The 16,081-nt window shown below is 72.1% G+C and carries 13 protein-coding genes; 4 read left to right on the top strand and 9 right to left on the bottom strand.

Annotated features, from left to right (window positions below):
* Nucleotides 1-4: 4 nt before the first annotated feature.
* On the bottom strand, nt 5-901 hold the full coding sequence (locus tag BOSE127_RS05975; RefSeq protein WP_017886552.1) for a DUF429 domain-containing protein: 897 nt from the start codon (nt 899-901) through the stop codon (nt 5-7).
* 125 nt (nt 902-1,026) lie between these two features.
* Here BOSE127_RS05975 and BOSE127_RS05970 point away from each other — a divergent pair, with 125 nt between their 5' ends.
* Nucleotides 1,027-1,701 (top strand): G5 domain-containing protein, encoded by a 675-nt coding sequence (locus BOSE127_RS05970; RefSeq protein ID WP_159556544.1) that lies wholly within the window; start codon nt 1,027-1,029, stop codon nt 1,699-1,701.
* A gap of 146 nt (nt 1,702-1,847) precedes the next feature.
* Nucleotides 1,848-2,870, top strand: coding sequence for a non-homologous end-joining DNA ligase (gene ligD, locus BOSE127_RS05965; protein ID WP_159556542.1), 1,023 nt, complete (start codon nt 1,848-1,850; stop codon nt 2,868-2,870).
* Nucleotides 2,871-2,910: 40 nt separating this feature from the next.
* Here ligD and BOSE127_RS05960 read toward each other — a convergent pair whose 3' ends face one another.
* The 3 genes from BOSE127_RS05960 to BOSE127_RS05950 form a co-directional block, all read right to left on the bottom strand.
* Nucleotides 2,911-3,054, bottom strand: coding sequence for a hypothetical protein (locus tag BOSE127_RS05960; protein WP_159556540.1), 144 nt, complete (start codon nt 3,052-3,054; stop codon nt 2,911-2,913).
* Nucleotides 3,051-3,212, bottom strand: a complete 162-nt coding sequence (locus tag BOSE127_RS05955) for a hypothetical protein (protein WP_156155271.1) — start codon at nt 3,210-3,212, stop codon at nt 3,051-3,053. Before BOSE127_RS05955 ends, BOSE127_RS05960 begins: the two co-directional genes overlap by 4 nt.
* Nucleotides 3,213-3,398: 186 nt before the next feature.
* Complete coding sequence (locus BOSE127_RS05950; RefSeq protein WP_159556538.1) at nt 3,399-4,442, bottom strand: ATP-dependent DNA ligase; 1,044 nt, start codon at nt 4,440-4,442, stop codon at nt 3,399-3,401.
* A 209-nt stretch (nt 4,443-4,651) separates the two neighbouring features.
* On the opposite strand from BOSE127_RS05950, the gene BOSE127_RS05945 reads away from it, so the two are divergent.
* On the top strand, nt 4,652-5,695 hold the full coding sequence (locus BOSE127_RS05945; protein ID WP_159556536.1) for an MBL fold metallo-hydrolase: 1,044 nt from the start codon (nt 4,652-4,654) through the stop codon (nt 5,693-5,695).
* Nucleotides 5,696-5,720: 25 nt separating this feature from the next.
* Here the strand turns inward: BOSE127_RS05945 and BOSE127_RS05940 are convergent, their stop codons facing one another.
* The 5 genes from BOSE127_RS05940 to BOSE127_RS05920 all read right to left on the bottom strand — a co-directional run bounded on the left by BOSE127_RS05940 (nt 5,721) and on the right by BOSE127_RS05920 (nt 12,376).
* The gene (locus tag BOSE127_RS05940; protein ID WP_159556533.1) at nt 5,721-6,353 is read right to left on the bottom strand and encodes an FMN-dependent NADH-azoreductase; all 633 of its coding nucleotides are present in this window, start codon (nt 6,351-6,353) and stop codon (nt 5,721-5,723) included.
* 140 nt (nt 6,354-6,493) lie between these two features.
* Entirely contained in the window at nt 6,494-8,071 is a 1,578-nt protein-coding gene (locus BOSE127_RS05935) for a hypothetical protein (protein ID WP_017886559.1), read from the bottom strand.
* 255 nt (nt 8,072-8,326) lie between these two features.
* Nucleotides 8,327-9,655 (bottom strand): hypothetical protein, encoded by a 1,329-nt coding sequence (locus tag BOSE127_RS05930; RefSeq protein WP_159556531.1) that lies wholly within the window; start codon nt 9,653-9,655, stop codon nt 8,327-8,329.
* A gap of 227 nt (nt 9,656-9,882) precedes the next feature.
* Nucleotides 9,883-11,307 carry a hypothetical protein gene (locus tag BOSE127_RS05925; protein WP_159556529.1) on the bottom strand — a complete coding sequence of 475 codons (1,425 nt, stop codon included), beginning with the start codon at nt 11,305-11,307 and terminating at the stop codon, nt 9,883-9,885.
* Between the two features lie 166 nt (nt 11,308-11,473).
* On the bottom strand, nt 11,474-12,376 hold the full coding sequence (locus tag BOSE127_RS05920; protein WP_017886561.1) for a LysR substrate-binding domain-containing protein: 903 nt from the start codon (nt 12,374-12,376) through the stop codon (nt 11,474-11,476).
* Between the two features lie 105 nt (nt 12,377-12,481).
* Between BOSE127_RS05920 and BOSE127_RS05915 the strand changes: the two genes are divergently transcribed.
* Complete coding sequence (locus BOSE127_RS05915; protein ID WP_159556527.1) at nt 12,482-15,958, top strand: proline dehydrogenase family protein; 3,477 nt, start codon at nt 12,482-12,484, stop codon at nt 15,956-15,958.
* The last annotated feature ends 123 nt before the right edge of the window (nt 15,959-16,081 follow it).

Raw genomic sequence — 16,081 nt, 5'->3', positions numbered from 1 at the left:
AACCCTAGCCGCGCGGCCCCCGCTGCGACGGGCGTGCGGGCGCCACCACGACGGGCCGGCGGCCCGCCTCGTCTGGCGTGTCGGTGGGGAGGGTGGGCCCACGCCGCCGGTTCCCGGGCGACGCGCCAGCGGCGTCCGGGCCGTGTCGGTGGGGAGGATCACCTCCCAGGATCTGCACGCGCTCGTCGCCGTGTCGCTCCCAGAACGACGCCGTCCACGCGCACAGCGCCCCGTCGAGCAGGTCCTCGCGGTGCTTGTGCGTCGGACCGTGCAGCACCGACGGATCGGCGAGCCGCTGCGTCAGCGGGTGGGAGTCGAGCAGCAGCGGCGGGTCGAGCGGGGTCTCGCGCAGCCGCCGGACCAGTTCGTCGAAGGCCTCGGCGCGACGGGCACGGGCCTCGGCGGCGGGGATCCGCAGGTCGAGTCGCTTGTAGCGGGGGCGTTCGACCTCGTACCCGAGCTCCTCCACCCCCACCAGCGTCGTGTACGGGTAGCACTCGAACATCGCCGGACCGGTCCGTGCCCGCATGGCGTCCGTGTCGGAGACGTACCCAACGCCGAGTGCGGTCAGCCGGTCGAGCAGCGCTGAGCCGGCGCTCGCCGCAGATGCCTGGTTCGTCGGGTTGGCCGCGACCTTCCACCGGCCGTAGCGCTGCCCGACCTGTCGTTCGGACTCGCGGATCCCCGTCGGGTTCGTCACGACGAGCGAGGCGTCCACCGCGATGAGGGACCGTTGCCCGAGGTGCGCGGCGATCCAGTCGGTGACGGCGTCGACCCCGCGGGCCCACCCGGCGTCGGTGATCGTGCCGTCGGAGTCCATCGCGACCAGCCCGGTCTCGTTCGCGGCCTTCCGATCCGAGCCGAGTCCCCACGCGAGGTCGATGCCGAGGTACGCGTTCACCTGCCCCATCCTGCCCGGCGCACGGTTCATCCTCACAGCGCGGCTGCCCCGGAGTGGGGGTGCAGCGGTCGACGGAGAACGAGGCACCCTGGATCGTCGTACCGAACACGAGGGGATGTCGCAGGATGCGCTGGTCAGCACTACCGACGAAGGCGAAGGCTTCGGTCGTCGTCGCGATCGCAGCGGTGATCTGGGTCGGAGGCGTGGGCACCGCCGGTGCTGTGGTCGGTGCCGCCGTGACCAGTGCCAGCCAGGACACGGCTGCTCCGCGAGCCGTCGCCGATGTCGCCACGACCCCGACACCCAGCGCGACGCCGACCCCGACGCCGACCCCGGTCGTCGAGGTGTCGGAGGTCTCGAAGGACTTCCCGATCCACTTCCGGAAGACCACCATCGACGATCCGACCCTGGCGAAGGGCCAGACGCGGCTGCAGACGGCGGGTGTCGACGGCGTGCTCACCCGCACGTACCGCGTGACCACCACCGACGGCGTCGAGACGGACCGAGTCCAGGTGTCCAGGACCGTGTCGACGGCACCGGTGCCCGAGGTGACCGCGGTCGGGTCGTACGTCGAGCCTGCTCCGGCCCCCGCGGCTCCCGCGCCTGCGCCAGCTGCTCCTGCTCCTGCTCCCGCGCCCGTCGAGCAGGCGCCCGCGCAGTCGCAGGACTTCATCACGCCCGGGGCGTTCTGCGCCGATGCGCAGGCCGGTGTCGTCGCGCAGGCGGCGAACGGCAACTCGTACACCTGCGGTGGCAAGGGTCCTGACGCGAACGGTCACCTGCACTGGAACGTCATGTGAGTGCTGCCCGCAAGACACCGGTGTTCGTGCGCTGAACACCGGCGTGCGCGTGTTCGACCCGGGAACACCGGTGTCCAGCGGGAGCGCGGAGGCACACGCACACCGGGCTGCGGGCGCGTGGCGGGCACGCGTGTACGGTCCGCTGCATGGCGAGCGAAGCGACGACGGTGCGTGTGCCCGGGCCTGACGGCGACCGCGAGGTCCGGATCAGCAGCCCCTCGCGGGTGCTCTGGCCCGAGGCGGGGATCACGAAGCTCGACCTGGCGGGGTACCTCGTGACGGTGGGCGATGCCTTCGTCCGGGCGAACGGCGACCGGCCGATCTCGCTGCAGCGGTTCCCCGGTGGTGTCGACGGCGAGCAGTTCTTCTCGAAGAACCCGCCGAAGGGAGCCCCCGACTACGTCCGTTCGGTGACGGTGACCTACCCGAGTGCCCGGTCGCACCCGCAGCTCGTGATCGACGAGCCGGCCGTGGCGGTGTGGGCCGCCCAGATGAACACGGTGGTGTTCCACCCGTGGGCCTCACGCGCCGAGGACAGCGACCACCCGGACCAGCTCCGCATCGACCTTGACCCGCAGCCCGGCACCGGCTTCGGTGACACGGTGCCCGTGGCCGAGGAGCTCCGGAAGGTCCTCGACGAGGCCGGGCTGATCACGTGGATCAAGACGAGCGGCAACCGTGGCCTGCACGTGTTCGCGCCGATCCACCCCGAGCACGAGTTCCTCGACGTGCGGCACGCGGTGATCGCCGCAGCGCGTGAACTCGAACGCCGGATGCCCGACCAGGTGACGACCGCGTGGTGGAAGGAGGAACGGGGACAGCGGATCTTCGTCGACTTCAACCAGGCGAACCGCGACCGCACGATGGCCGGTGCCTACAGCCCCCGGGCCTTGGCGCACGCCTCGGTGTCGACGCCGATCACGTGGGACGAACTGCCGACCGCTGACCCGACGAGCTTCACGATCCGGACGGTTCCGGAGCGGCTGCAGACCACCGGCGACCCGTGGGAGTCGATGCGGGAGCAGCCGGGCAGCATCGCACCGCTGCTGGAGTGGTGGGAGCGTGACCTGGCGAACGGCGAGGGGGAGCTGCCGTTCCCGCCGGACTTCCCGAAGATGCCGGGGGAACCGCCGCGCGTGCAGCCCTCACGGGCGAAGAAGCCGAGCTGAGGCCCAGCGGTCGAGCAGACGGGCCCAGCCGAGCCGAACCTCAGGCTGCGGAGGAGACGTCCCGCTGGCGGTCCGGGTCCTCGACGCGGGTGGTGTGCGTCGGCAGCCCGACGCTCGCGGTGTGCAGGCGGGTCAGTCGCGACCAGGTGCCGCGGTGCGCGTCGGTGATGCCGTCGATGATCACGCGCCGAGTCCGATCGTGACGAGTGCGAGCGCCGTGGCGGTGACGCCGGCGATGGCACTGATGACCGCGCTGAGCTGCAGGACGCGCTGACGCCGTGCTTCTCGGACTTCGGTGAAGGGGCTCCGCTGAGGGTGGCGGACAAGCGTGCTGGTGCTCATGTCGATCCCCATTCGATCCAGGCCTCCGGGGCTCCGGAATGGACGCCTCGTGCTGCTGGGAACATCCTCACACGACTTCGCTAGTTCGACTAACTACTCATCCGGAAACGTGACCGAACAGCGACAAACGGACACCGCAGTGCGTTCCACGACCCGGAGGAGCGCACAGGGGCGGTGGCGAACGCCTCAGGACAGCACGTCGTGCAGGTCGTACGCACTCGGCACCTCGAGCTGCTCGAACCCGCACGACGTCGCGTCACGGTCGGGCCGCCACCGCTCGAACTGCACGGTGTGCCGGAACCGGTCGCCCTCCATCTGGTCGTACCGGACCTCGAGCACCAGTTCCGGCGCCAGCCGGACGAACGACGTGTCGCGACCCGACGAGAACCGCGACCGTTCCCCGTCACCGGTCACGGGCCTCCCGTCCGCATCGCGGAGCACGACGGGCTCGAGTTCTTCGACCAACGCGGCCCGTCGCTTGTCCGTGAAGGCGGAGACGCCGCCCACCTGGCGGAGCTCGCCGTCTGCGTCGTACAGGCCGACCAGCAGCGACCCGACACCGGAGCCGCTCTTGTGCACGCGGTAGCCGATGGCGACGACGTCGGCGGTGCGGTGGTGCTTGATCTTGAGCATGGTGCGCTTGTTCGGTTCGTACGGCCGCGCGCGGGGCTTCGCGACGACACCGTCGAGCCCGGCGCCCTCGAAGGTGGTGAGCCATTCGCGGGCCTGCTCGACGTCGAGCGTGGTGCGGGTGACGAAGAGCGGGGCGGTCATCGCGTCGCCGAGCTGTTCCAGGCGCTTGCGGCGCTCGTCGAACGGCAGGTCGAGCAGTTCCTGCCCGTCGACCGCCAGCAGGTCGAACGCCACGAACTGCGCCGGGGTCTCGACGCTGAGCTTGGCGATCCGTGAGGCCGCCGGGTGGATGCGCTGCGACAGGGCCTCCCAGTCGAGCCGCTCGGCACCGGGCTCGCCGGACCGCAGGATCACCTCGCCGTCGAGGACGACCGGGTGGTCGCGTCCGCCGAACTGCGCGCGGAACGCCTCGACGAGTTCGGGGAAGTACCGGGTGAGCGGCTTGGCGCCGCGGCTGCCGATCTCGACGTCGTCGCCGTCGATGGTCACGATGCCGCGGAAGCCGTCCCACTTCGGCTCGTACCGCAGCCCGCCCTTCGTGCTGTCCGGGTCGGGCACGGTGGCGACGGCCTTGGCGAGCATCGGTGCGATCTCCATGCGTCCTGTCTACTCGCGCGCGTCGTCGGCGCTGTCGGCGCGGTGCTGCGCAGCCTGCGCCGTCTGCCTGGAGGCCCGTGCTCCGCCCGGCGCGTGCGTTCGGTGAGCAGGAATGGTCGGGTCCACGGCCCGCACCCGACCCTTTCTGCTCACCATGCGTCGGGAGCAGGGCCATCGCCGGCCAGACACGCGTCGGTATGGTGGCGAGCGTGACGACTGTGCCCCCGCCGGCAGCGCCTGCCCCGGAACCGATCAGCCCCGTGCAGGCCGCCGCGCTCCGCGACGGTGTCCTGCCGCCCGTCGAGCAGGTCCGGCCGGGCATCTGGACCCTCGCGGTGCCGTTCCGGTTCGGGGTGCCCGACGCCACCCTGGTCTACGTCGTCGAGGGGGCGGACGGCTCGCTCGCGGTGATCGACCCCGGGTGGTCGGCCGACGGCCGTCTCGACGAGCTGCGGGACGGGCTCGCCGCGATCGGACGGGACCTGGACGACGTGTCGCTCGTCGCCGTGACGCACCTGCACGCCGACCACCTGGGCGCCGCAGCTGCGATCCGCCGGGCGACGGGCGCCAGTGTGGCGATGCACGGTCTCGAGGTCGGAGCGCTCGAACTGGAGCGCGCCGACGCCGAGCGGAACGACGCGGACATCGCGACGTGGGGGCTGCCCGAACACCTGCGGGCCGGGGTCGTCGAGGCGTGGGGCAGCGGCCGCCGTATCGGGATGGGCCGGATCGAGGCGCCGTACGCCGACGTGTCGCTGGAGGACGGCGACCTGCTGCCGATCCCCGGTCGGACGATCCGCACGCTCTGGACCCCGGGGCACACGGGCGGGCACGTGTGCTTCCTCGACGAGGCCGACGGGCTGCTGTTCTCCGGCGACCACGTGCTGCCGCGGATCAACTCCGGCATCGGGCTCGGTGGACGGACCAGCACCAACCCGCTCGGGGACTACCTGGCGTCCTTGGCCCGGCTCGACCCGTACGCCGAGCTCGAGGTCTGCCCGGGGCACGAGTACCGGTTCCGCGACGTCGTCACCCGTGCGCGGACCCTGGCCCGGCACCGGGAGGAACGCTCCCGCCACGTCGCCGCGGCCCTCGACGCACTGGACCGACCGACCCTGTTCGAGGTCGCCGCCCGGGTGCCGTTCAGCGGCGGGATCGAGTCGATGACCGGGTTCCTGCTCGCGAGCGCACTGACGCAGACGGCCTTCCACGCAGACCTGCTCGGGCGGGCCGACGAGGTGCGGCCCGCCTGACCTCAGCCGTCCGCGGCCGCGCGGGTCAGCCGAGCGTCGTCGCGAGGCGTTCGATCGTCGTCTTCGCGTCGGCGAACTCGGCGGCGGCGTGCTCGGCCAGGGCGGCGAGGTCCGGCAGCCGGTCGGCCAGGGTGGCGCTGACAGTGATCGGGTACAGCTTCATGCCGAGCGCGGTGCCGAGCACGATGTGCAGGACGGGGGAGCCGTGGTCCCAGCCCTCGGTCGGGGTGCCGGCGTCGTAGGTCGCGCCACGGCTCACCACGGTCACGACGGGTCGCCCGGCCAGGGGCTGCACGCCGCCGGTCAGGATGCCGGGCACGTGGATGCGGTCGATCCAGGCCTTCAGGGTCGAGGGCACCGTGTAGTTGTACAGCGGCGCACCGACCACGACGACGTCGGCGGCCAGGAGCTCGTCGATGGCCTCCTGCCGCAGTGCGTCGGCTTCGGGCGCGACGGTCTCGTCGGCGGTGCGGTCGGCGGCGGCCCAGTGCAGCGCGGAGCTCTCCAGGTGGGGGAGCTGGTCGACGTGCAGGTCGCGCCGGACGACCGTGTACTCCGGACCGCGGGCGCGCCAGGCATCGGCGAAGGCTGCGGTCAGCGCGCGCGAGCGGGAGTGGGAGAGGTCGGCCGAGGAGTCGATGTGCAGCAGCGTGGGCATGTCGCCAACGCTACCGGCGCGGACCCACCCGGGTGCTGATGCGGGAACGGCCCCGCTGCTCCGGTGGGGAGCAGGCGGGGCCGTGGCGGGCCTCCCGTCCGCCGCGCGGGCACGCGACGGACGGGAGACGTCTCCGGGTGTCAGCGCTGGGCGCGACGACGGCGCGCGAAGCGGGCGCCGATCAGGCCGGCACCGGCGACCAGCAGGCCGAGGGCCCACGGCAGTGCGTCGGTGGTGTCCGAGCCGGTGTAGGCGAGCTGGCCGCCGGTGTTGACCGGTGCGACCGGGGCCGCTGCGGGTGCGACGGGGGTCGGGTCGGCGATGCCGGCGGCGACGGTCGGCCGGACGTCGACGGCGAACGACGTGCTGAAGTCGCCGGCGGCGACGGTCAGGTTGTGGATCGACGCGTGCGGGAACGTGACGCCGACGATGCCGAAGTCACCGAGCTCGGGGTCGGGCGCGATGACGTCGCTGGCGATGTCCGACGTCACCGTCGGCAGCTCGCGCGTCTCGCTGTCGAAGCCGCCCTCGGGGTTGCCGAAGCGGTCCACGAGACCGCCCTGGACCACGAGCGTGCCACCCTGCTCGATGGTCGGACGGCCGCCGATCTGGAAGTCGTCCTCACCGAGCGTGAAGACGCTGCCGTCGGGCTCGATGATCCAGCTCGTCCGTTCCTGGTCGCTGTCATCGAAGAGGCCAGCGCGGTCGGTCGTGTAGACCATGACGCCGATCGGGGCTGCGGCCTCGACGGTCATCGACACGTACTGCGTGACGGACTCGGTGCCGCTGGTCGCGGTGACGGCGAAGTCGTAGTCCATCGCGAAGGTGGCGGTCCCGCTGAGTTCACCGGTCGAGGCGTCGAAGGTCAGGTCGAAGGGGAGCTGTTCCTCGGGGGACGACTCGTCCTCGGGGAACTCCTCGGCGTAGTCGGCGTCCTCTTCGGAGAACCAGGTGAGGCTGTACTTCGGCTCCGGGAAGCCCTGCGCACGGAAGGTGTGCGAGAAGGCGTCACCGGCGACGGTGCTCAGCGCGAGCGGGTTGTCCTGCGTCGCGCCGGCCTTGGTGGGCTGGCCGTCCGCGCCGAGGAACGCCGGGGTCTGCGTCACGGCCGCGGTCGCGGCCGAGGTGACGGTCGACGTCTCGGTCGCGCCGGGCAGCGTGCCCGTCACGGCGACCGTGATGGTCTTGCGGACGTCGGTGGGGTCGACGACGTAGCTCGCGGCCTTCGACAGGACGTTGCCGTCCTGGTCGGTCCACGAGTACTTGTAGCCTGCCTCGTCGTCGAAGCCGGTGACGACGGCGACGAGTCGGGTGCCGACCTTCGCCGCGCCCTCGATGGCGACGGTGGCGTCGGCGGCCTCGGCGGTGACGTCCGGCTTCGGGGTCTCGGTCGGCGTCGGCGCCTCGGTGGCCGTCGGCGCGGTGGTCTCCGGAGCGACGGGCTCGTCGGTGGCCTCCGGGGCCGGTGCAGCCGGGGTCTCCTCGGCGGGAGCCGGGGTCTCGGGCGTGGTGTCGGCGGGCGGATCCGTCGGCGTGGACGTCTCGCTGCCCTCGGCCGGGGCCGGGGTCTCGACGGCCGAGATCGGCTGCGTGGTGTCGAGCGTCTCGGCGTTGGCGGCCGTCGCGGTCATGATGCCGAGGCCGGTGGTCAGGCCGACCAGGGCGACGGTGGTGCCGACGGCGCAGGCGCGACGGACTGTGGAGGTGCTGCGGTGCACGGGTTCCCCCAGGGAATCGGTCCAGGCCACTGGCCCGGATCATGTGAATTTGCCGAGAATGTCGGCGTTCTCGGATCGTAGCGGGATCAGGTCCTGGGGCTGTGACGATTCACCGGAATGTGACCCGGGTTGGGGGTGTGTGCGGGAAACCGCCTGACTTCCGCAGCCGCGGCGCGGCTGCGGAGGTGCGGAAGGACGGACGGGAGGCCCGGTGCCAGCTGGCACCGGGCCTCCCGTCCGTTCGTCGGTCGCGTCTCAGGCGCGACGGCGCCGCAGACGGTGGACCAGCAGGCCGCCGCCGGCGGCGAGCAGGCCGAGCGCCCACGCCAACGGCGTGGTCTCGTCGGCGCCGGTGTAGGCGAGGGTGCCGGGGGTGCCGCTCGTGGTGGTCGCGACCGCGGCCGTGGCGACGGGACGGACGGCGACGACGAACGTGGTCGAGGCGCCGCCCTGGGTGATGGTGAGACGGTGGTCCGAGGCGTGCGGGAACGTCACCTTCGAGGCGTCGCCCCGGGGATCGGCGGCGATCTTGTCCGACGCGACCGAGCTCGTCACCGTCGCGCCGAACCCGGTGCTCACGGAAGCCGGCGCGGTCGGGTTGCCGAACCGGTCGACGGCGAGGCCGGACACCACCAGCGAGCCGCCCTGCTGGACGGGGATCGAAGTGACGGTGCCGAGGGGGTCGCCCCCGCCGGAGAACGCGCTGATGACGCCACCGGGTGCGACCGACCAGACCGTTGCGCCGGGTGTGCCGGTGTCGACGATCGCCCGGACCCCGACGGGTGCGGCCGGCAGGACGGTCAGGCGCACGTACTCCGTGGCGGTCGCGGTGCCGCGGAGGGCGACGACCTCGAAGTCGTACGTGCCAGCGGTGGTCACGGTGCTGGTGAGCACCCCGGTCTCGACGTTGACGGTCAGGTCGGACGAGGGTGCGTCCTGGATCGCGTACGCCAGCGAACCCGTGCCGCCCGTGGTGCGGAACGTGTGCGTGAACGTCGCGCCGGCGGTGGCGGTGAGGGCGAGCGGCTTCGCCTTCGTCGAGGGCTCGGTGAAGACGACCGGCGACGGCGAGACGGTCAGGCGGACGTACTCGGTCACCTGTGTCGAGCCGCTGAGCGCCACGACCTCGAAGTCGAATGTGCCGGCGGTCGTCGGCGTGCCGCTCAGCACGCCGGTCTCGACGTTCACCGTGTAGTCCGCCGACGGGGCGTCCTGGATGGCGTACCCGACGGTGCCGTTGCCGCCCGTGGTGGTGAACGTGTGACTGAACGGCGTGCCGACCGTCGCGGTGAGGGCGATCGGGGCGGCCTGGGTCGACGGCTCGGTGAACGCGAGGTCGCTGCCGTCACCCGGTGCTGCCGCCGGGGTGGCGCTGTCCGTGGCCTTCGCGGCGGGGCTGGCGGCGTGCGTCAGGCTGGCACCCGGTGTCGCGGTCGCCGTGGTGCTCGTCGGTGTCGTCGTCCGCGTCGGCGTCGCCGCCGTCGCGGGCGCGCTGACGCCGATGACCGAGCCGATGGCGGTCGCCGCGACGACGATGCCGATCGTCGCCGCGCGGCGGACGGGCGGCTTGGTGGACTGGTGCATGGTTCCCCCTCGGGAGTCTGGTGGTGAGCACGCGGTGCCCGCGCGCTCCTCTGTGCTGACGTTACGGTTCACGGACCCGTTCCGACCCCTGCCGGAGATCACGGTTTCGTCTCGGTACTACCGGCTCTCATCTGGGGTTTTTCACAGAAACGCGCGACGACGGGCCGGAGGTGCGGGGCGGTCTCGCCGCGCACCTCCGGTCCGTCAGGCGGTTGCCGTGACGTGCCTCAGCCGAGTCGGCGACGCAGGCGCCAGACGAGCAGGCCGGCGCCCGATGCCAGGAGACCGAGGGCCCACGCGAGCGGGCCGGACTCGTCGGCACCGGTGTACGCGAGGGTGCCCGACGCGGTCGGCGTGTGGGTGGTCGTGACCGTGGTCGTCGCCGTCGGCTGCACCTCGAAGCGGATGGTGCTCGTCACGTCTCCGGACGCGACGGTGATCGTGTGCGGCGACGCGTGCTCGAAGGTCACCCACGTGGCCACAGCCTCGGGGTCGTACTCGGTGCGGTCACTGGCCACGTCGCTCGTGAAGGTGAGGTCGGTGTGGTCGCCGACCGGCTGCCCGTCGGCGTCCACGGCCAGGGCGCGGATCTGCACCCGGTCACCCTGTCGGGCCGGGATCGCGTCGACCTGCTGCGGGTCGCCGTCCGCCGGGTAGTAGGTGATCACGTCGCCATCGACGCCCCACCGGTCGCCGGAGGTCCCGTCCGCGGGGAGCACCCCGATGGTGATGCCGGCGACGGCAGCGGGGGCCTCGGGGACGCGGACCGTGAACGAGGTCGAGACGCCGCCCTCGGACACCGTCAGTGTGCGGGTGCCCGGCTCCGAGAACGTCACCGTGTTCGCCGACCAGTTCGGGTCCCAGACCACGCCGTCGGACGCGGTGGTGCTCGTGACGGTCGAGCGCGGGTACTCGTCGCCCGGGGTGGTGCGGTTGCCCAGCGCGTCGACGGCCAGCCCCGCGAGGGTCATCGAGGAGCCGACCGTGGCGGGGACCTCCGACACCACGGTGTCACCGGTGCCACCCGGCGCGTACTCCCGGATCGTCCCGTCGGCGTCGACCTGCCAGCTGACGTCGGAGTCCGAGCTGTCGACGCCGAACGTGACACCCACCGGGGCGCCGGGCTCGATGTCGACCTGGACGTACTGCACGGCGGTCTGGTGCAGGTCGGTCGCGGTGACCTGGAACAGTGCGGGTCCGTCGAACGTGCTCTTCGGGGTGGCGCTCAGGACACCGGTCTGCTCGTTCCAGGACCAGCCGTTGACGTCGTTGGTCGGGTCGAAGTTCAACGGGTTGAACAGGTACTCCAACGGGCCGTCGCCGCCCTGGGCGGTGAAGGTGTGCGAGAACGGCTGGCCGGCGGTCACGGTGAGGACGATCGGCGCGTCCTTGCTCGACGGCTCCGCCCAGGTGACGGGTGTCGATGCCTCGGGGGCAGCCTGTTCTGCGGCGGCGGGGGGCGTCGGCGCGGTGCCCGCGGCGGTCGTGCCCTGCGGAGCCGACGTCGCGGTGGTGCTCGGCGCAGCGGTCTCGTCGGTCGCTGCGGAGGCGGCGCTCGCCCCGATGCCGAACGCCGACGAAGCGGTGACGATCGCGATCGCCGCTCCGATCGCCGCGCTGCGGCGGAAGGTGTACTTGCAGGACTGGTTCACGGGATCCCCCTCGGATGCCTGGACGGGACGCCGGATCAGCGTCCTCTACTCAGGGAATGTCGCCCGCTGGCCAGTCCTGACGATCGCTCGATCACAGAATGATCACGACGGCAACGGAGCTCCGCAGCCGTCGTGCCGACCCGAGCCGCGCCTCCAGACCGCCGTGTCACGCTCCGACGACGGACGCGGCACGTTCGAGCGCGGCGCGGAGAGCACGCACCGCTGGCGACGACGCGCCAGCGGCGCGGACCACCGTGAAGATCGTCCGTCGCGGACCCTCCGGCAGCTCGAGCAGTCGACAGGTCGTCGTCCGGCCGGTCCACATCAGGTCCGGCATCAGGCTCACCGCGTTGCCGGACTCGACCAGGCGGATCTGCGTCTGCAGGTCGGCGGTCTCGTACCGGACGTCTGGCTCGAAACCCCAGCGCCGACAGACCTGCTCGGCGAAGTGCCGCGACGCGGTGCCGCGGGGCTCCATCACCCAGGGCATGGTGCGCGCGTCCTCGAGCGACGACACCGGGCGCAGTGCGGTGTCGAGCGGGGGCAGGGCGAGCCGCACCGCGTCGGTCGTCAGGTCCGATCGGTCGAGCCCGGGCAGGTGCGGTGCGGCATGTGCCGGGTACTGCTCGGCGATCACCATGTCGAAGTCACGAGCCCACGTCTCGTTCAGTGCGGTCTCCGGCTCCCGCTGCACCATCTCGACCCGGACGTCGGGGTGCTCCGTCGCCATCTCGTGCAGGGCGCTCGGCATCAGGGCCAGGGCCGCGGACTGGAACACGGCAACCCGCACCCGGCCCTGCACGGACGACAGGGTCTCCTCGACCTGGGACTGCGCGTGCTCGAGGACGTCGAGCACCTGGCCCGCCGCGGTGACCAGCACCTCGGCCTGCGGGGTGAGCTGCAGCCGTCGGCCGGCCTTGCGGAACAGCTGCACACCGGCCTCCCGCTCCAGGGCGCTGAGCTGCTGCGAGACCGCCGACGGGGTGAAGTTCACCGCCTCGGCGACGGCCGCGATCGTGCCACGGATGGACAGCTCACGGAGGAGCACGAGACGGCGGACGTCGAGCATGGTCCGACGCTAGCCGGAGCGCGACCGGAACGGTAGCGCAACTGAACGGTATCCATCAGGAACGCTCACTTCCGCTACCGCATCCCGGACCTCCACACTGAACCCATGACGACGCTGCACGAGGACTCCGCCATCGACCACGACGCCCTGGCGGACCAGTCCGTCGCGCTCGTCCGACAGTGGCTCGCCGAGGCCGAGTCGTACCCCGTCGACGGCTCCGCGAAGCAGCTCGCCGGGGTGCTCGCCGACCCCGCCGGCCTCGACTTCGCCGTCGGGTTCGTCGACGGCGTCGTGCGACCGGAAGACCTCGCCGTCGCCGCCCGCAAGCTCCGCCAGATCGCCCCGGACGCCCCCGGGTTCCTGCCCGCCGCGCTCCGCGGACTCGTCCGGCTCGGCGGCGGCATGGCCCCGGTCCTGCCGAACGTCGTCGTCCCCATCGCCCGCCGCGTCCTCCGGAACATGGTCGGCCACCTGATCGTCGACGCCACCGACTCCAAGCTCGGCCCGGCCATCGCCGGCATCAAGCGCGACGGCGTCCGCCTCAACGTCAACCTGCTCGGCGAGGCCGTGCTCGGCGAACGCGAAGCCGCCCGCCGGCTCGAGGGCACCCACAAGCTCCTGGCCCGCGACGACGTCGACTACGTCTCGATCAAGGTGTCGTCCACCGTGCACCCGCACTCCCCGTGGGCGTTCGACCACGCCGTCGACGACATCGTCGAGCAGCTCCGACCGCTCTTCCAGCGCGCCGCAGCCGCCAGCCCCGCCAAGTTCATCAACCTCGACATGGAGGAGTACAAGGACCTCGACCTCACCATCGCGGTCTTCACGAAGCTCCTCGACGAGCCCGAGTTCCTGGGCCTCGAAGCCGGCATCGTGCTGCAGGCGTACCTGCCCGACGCGCTCGCCGCGATGCAGGAGCTGCAGGAGTGGTCCGCCGCCCGCCGTGCCCGCGGCGGTGCCGGCATCAAGGTCCGGCTGGTGAAGGGCGCGAACCTGCCGATGGAGCAGGTCGAGGCCTCGGTGCACGGTTGGCCGCTCGCCACCTGGCACACCAAGCAGGACTCGGACACCAACTACAAGCGGGTGCTCGACTGGGCGCTCACCCCATCGCGCGTCGACAACGTCCGCGTCGGTGTCGCCGGGCACAACCTGTTCGACGTCGCCCACGCCTGGCTGCTCGCCGGTGAGCGCGGCGTGCGGGACGGCATCGAGTTCGAGATGCTGCTCGGCATGGCGCAGGGGCAGGCATCGGCCGTGAAGAACACCGTCGGTTCGCTCCTGCTCTACACGCCGGTCGTCCACCCGGGCGAGTTCGACGTGGCGATCGCCTACCTGATCCGTCGTCTCGAAGAAGGCGCGTCGCAGGACAACTTCATGTCCGCCGTCTTCTCGCTCGTGTCGTCGCCGCCGCTGTTCGCCCGCGAAGAGGAGCGCTTCCGCGCCTCCCTGGTGCCGCTCGCGACGCCCGAGGGGCTCGAAGCGCCGGCATCACACCGGGTCGCCGACCGGTACGCCGCCGTCGGCCGCCCCGGCCCCGGCCACTTCGAGAACACCCCGGACAGCGACCCCTCGGTCGGCGCCGTCCGTGCCTGGGGCGACGCCATCACCGCACGGGTCACCTCGTCGACGCTCGGCGTCCGTGCCGTCCAGGAGGCCCGGGTCGGCTCCGCCACGGCGCTCGACTCCGCGCTCGGTCGCGCCAAGGCCGCCGGTGCGGTCTGGGGGACCTGGTCCGGTGGTGCGCGTGGCGCGGTGCTGCACGCCGTCGGCGACGCACTCGAGGCGAACCGTGCCGCCCTCATCGAGGTCATGGCGTCGGAGACCGGCAAGACCATCGACCAGGCCGACCCCGAGGTGTCCGAGGCGATCGACTTCGCGCACTTCTACGGCACCCTGGCGTCCTCGCTCGACGACGTCGACGGTGCGACCTTCACGCCCGCAGCGCTGACCCTCGTCGCGCCGCCGTGGAACTTCCCCGTCGCGATCCCCGCCGGGTCCACCCTCGCCGCACTGGCCGCCGGGTCGGCCGTCGTCCTGAAGCCCGCGCCGCCCGCCGAACGCTCCGGCGCCGTGCTCGCCTCGATCATCGAGACCGCGCTCGACGCCCACGGGGCACCGGCCGACGTGCTCGCGTTCCTGCAGGTGTCCGAGGACGACCTCGGGCAGCAGCTCATCGCGTCGCCGATGGTCGACCAGGTCATCCTCACCGGTGCGTACGAGACGGCCGAGCTCTTCCGCTCGTTCCGGCCGGACCTGCCGCTGCTCGCCGAGACCTCGGGCAAGAACGCCGTGATCGTCACGCCGTCGTCCGACCTCGACCTCGCCGTGAAGGACGTCGTCGCGTCCGCGTTCGGGCACGCCGGTCAGAAGTGCTCGGCAGCGTCGCTCGTGGTCATGGTCGGCTCGGTCGCCAAGTCCAAGCGCTTCCGGAACCAGCTGCTCGACGCGGTGTCGTCGCTCACCGTCGGCTACCCGACCGACGCGGCGACCCAGATGGGCCCGGTCATCGAGCCGGCATCGGGCAAGCTGCTCGACGGCCTGACGACGCTCGGGGCGGGGGAGTCCTGGGCCGTCGAGCCGAAGCAGCTCGACGAGACCGGCAAGCTCTGGAGCCCGGGCGTCCGACAGGGCGTCCGCCGTGGCTCGGAGTTCCACCGCACCGAGTACTTCGGCCCGATCCTCGGCATGATGACCGCCGACTCCCTCGACGAGGCGATCGACATCGTGAACGAGGTCGACTACGGCCTGACCTCGGGACTGCACTCGCTCGACCCGGCCGAGATCGGCACGTGGCTGTCGCGGATCCAGGCGGGCAACCTCTACGTCAACCGCGGCATCACGGGCGCCATCGTCCGGCGTCAGCCGTTCGGCGGGTGGAAGAAGTCGGCGGTCGGCGCCGGCACGAAGGCGGGTGGGCTGAACTACCTGCTCGGGCTCGGGTCGTGGACGCCGGCGCCGGCGGTTGCTGCGTCCGGTGTCGCCGTGTCGGGTCCGGTCTCGGCGTTCGCCCGGGCTGCCGAGGTCGCTTCGCCGATGCTCGACCGTGCGCTGGCGTCCGACGAGCAGGCCTGGTCGACGCTGTTCGGCACCGCGACCGACGTCTCGGCGCTCTCCGCCGAGCGGAACATCGCCCGGTACCTGCCGTTCCCGTCGGTGCAGGTGCGGCTGGCCGCGGTCGCCGACGCGGACGCTGACGCCTCGGTGATCGAGCTCGTCCGCGTCGTCGCAGCCGCACTCCGGGCTGGCACGACGATCGAGGTCTCCACGGCCGCGACGCTGCCGTCGTCCGTCGCCTCGGCGATCCGGTCGCTGCCGATCGTGCGCTCGCTGTCGCAGACGGTGTCCGACGGGGCCTTCGCGAGCTCGGTCGCTTCTGGTCCCTCGACCCGCGTGCGGCTCATCGGTGGGGACACCTCGGCGCTGTACTCCGCCGTCGGTGGTCGTCCGGACGTCGCGGTGTACGGCGGCCCGGTGACCGAGGCCGGGCGGCTCGAGATCCTGCCGTTCGTCCGCGAGCAGGCGGTGTCGATCACGGCGCACCGCTTCGGCACGCCGAACCACCTGACCGACGACCTGATCTGACCCCGGACCGCGGCGCTGGCGTTCGGGTCCAGCGCCGCTTGCACGACCGAAGTGCCCCCGAACCGCGCGATCGCGTGGTTCGGGGGCGCTGTGGTTGTGCGGCGTGCGGAACGTCGTGCGCGC

The sequence above is a fragment of the Curtobacterium sp. 8I-2 genome (genome assembly GCF_902506155.1).
Lineage (GTDB): Bacteria > Actinomycetota > Actinomycetes > Actinomycetales > Microbacteriaceae > Curtobacterium > Curtobacterium poinsettiae.
Note: the sequence above shows the minus strand (reverse complement) of the source record. Positions and strands in the feature narration are given on the sequence as shown.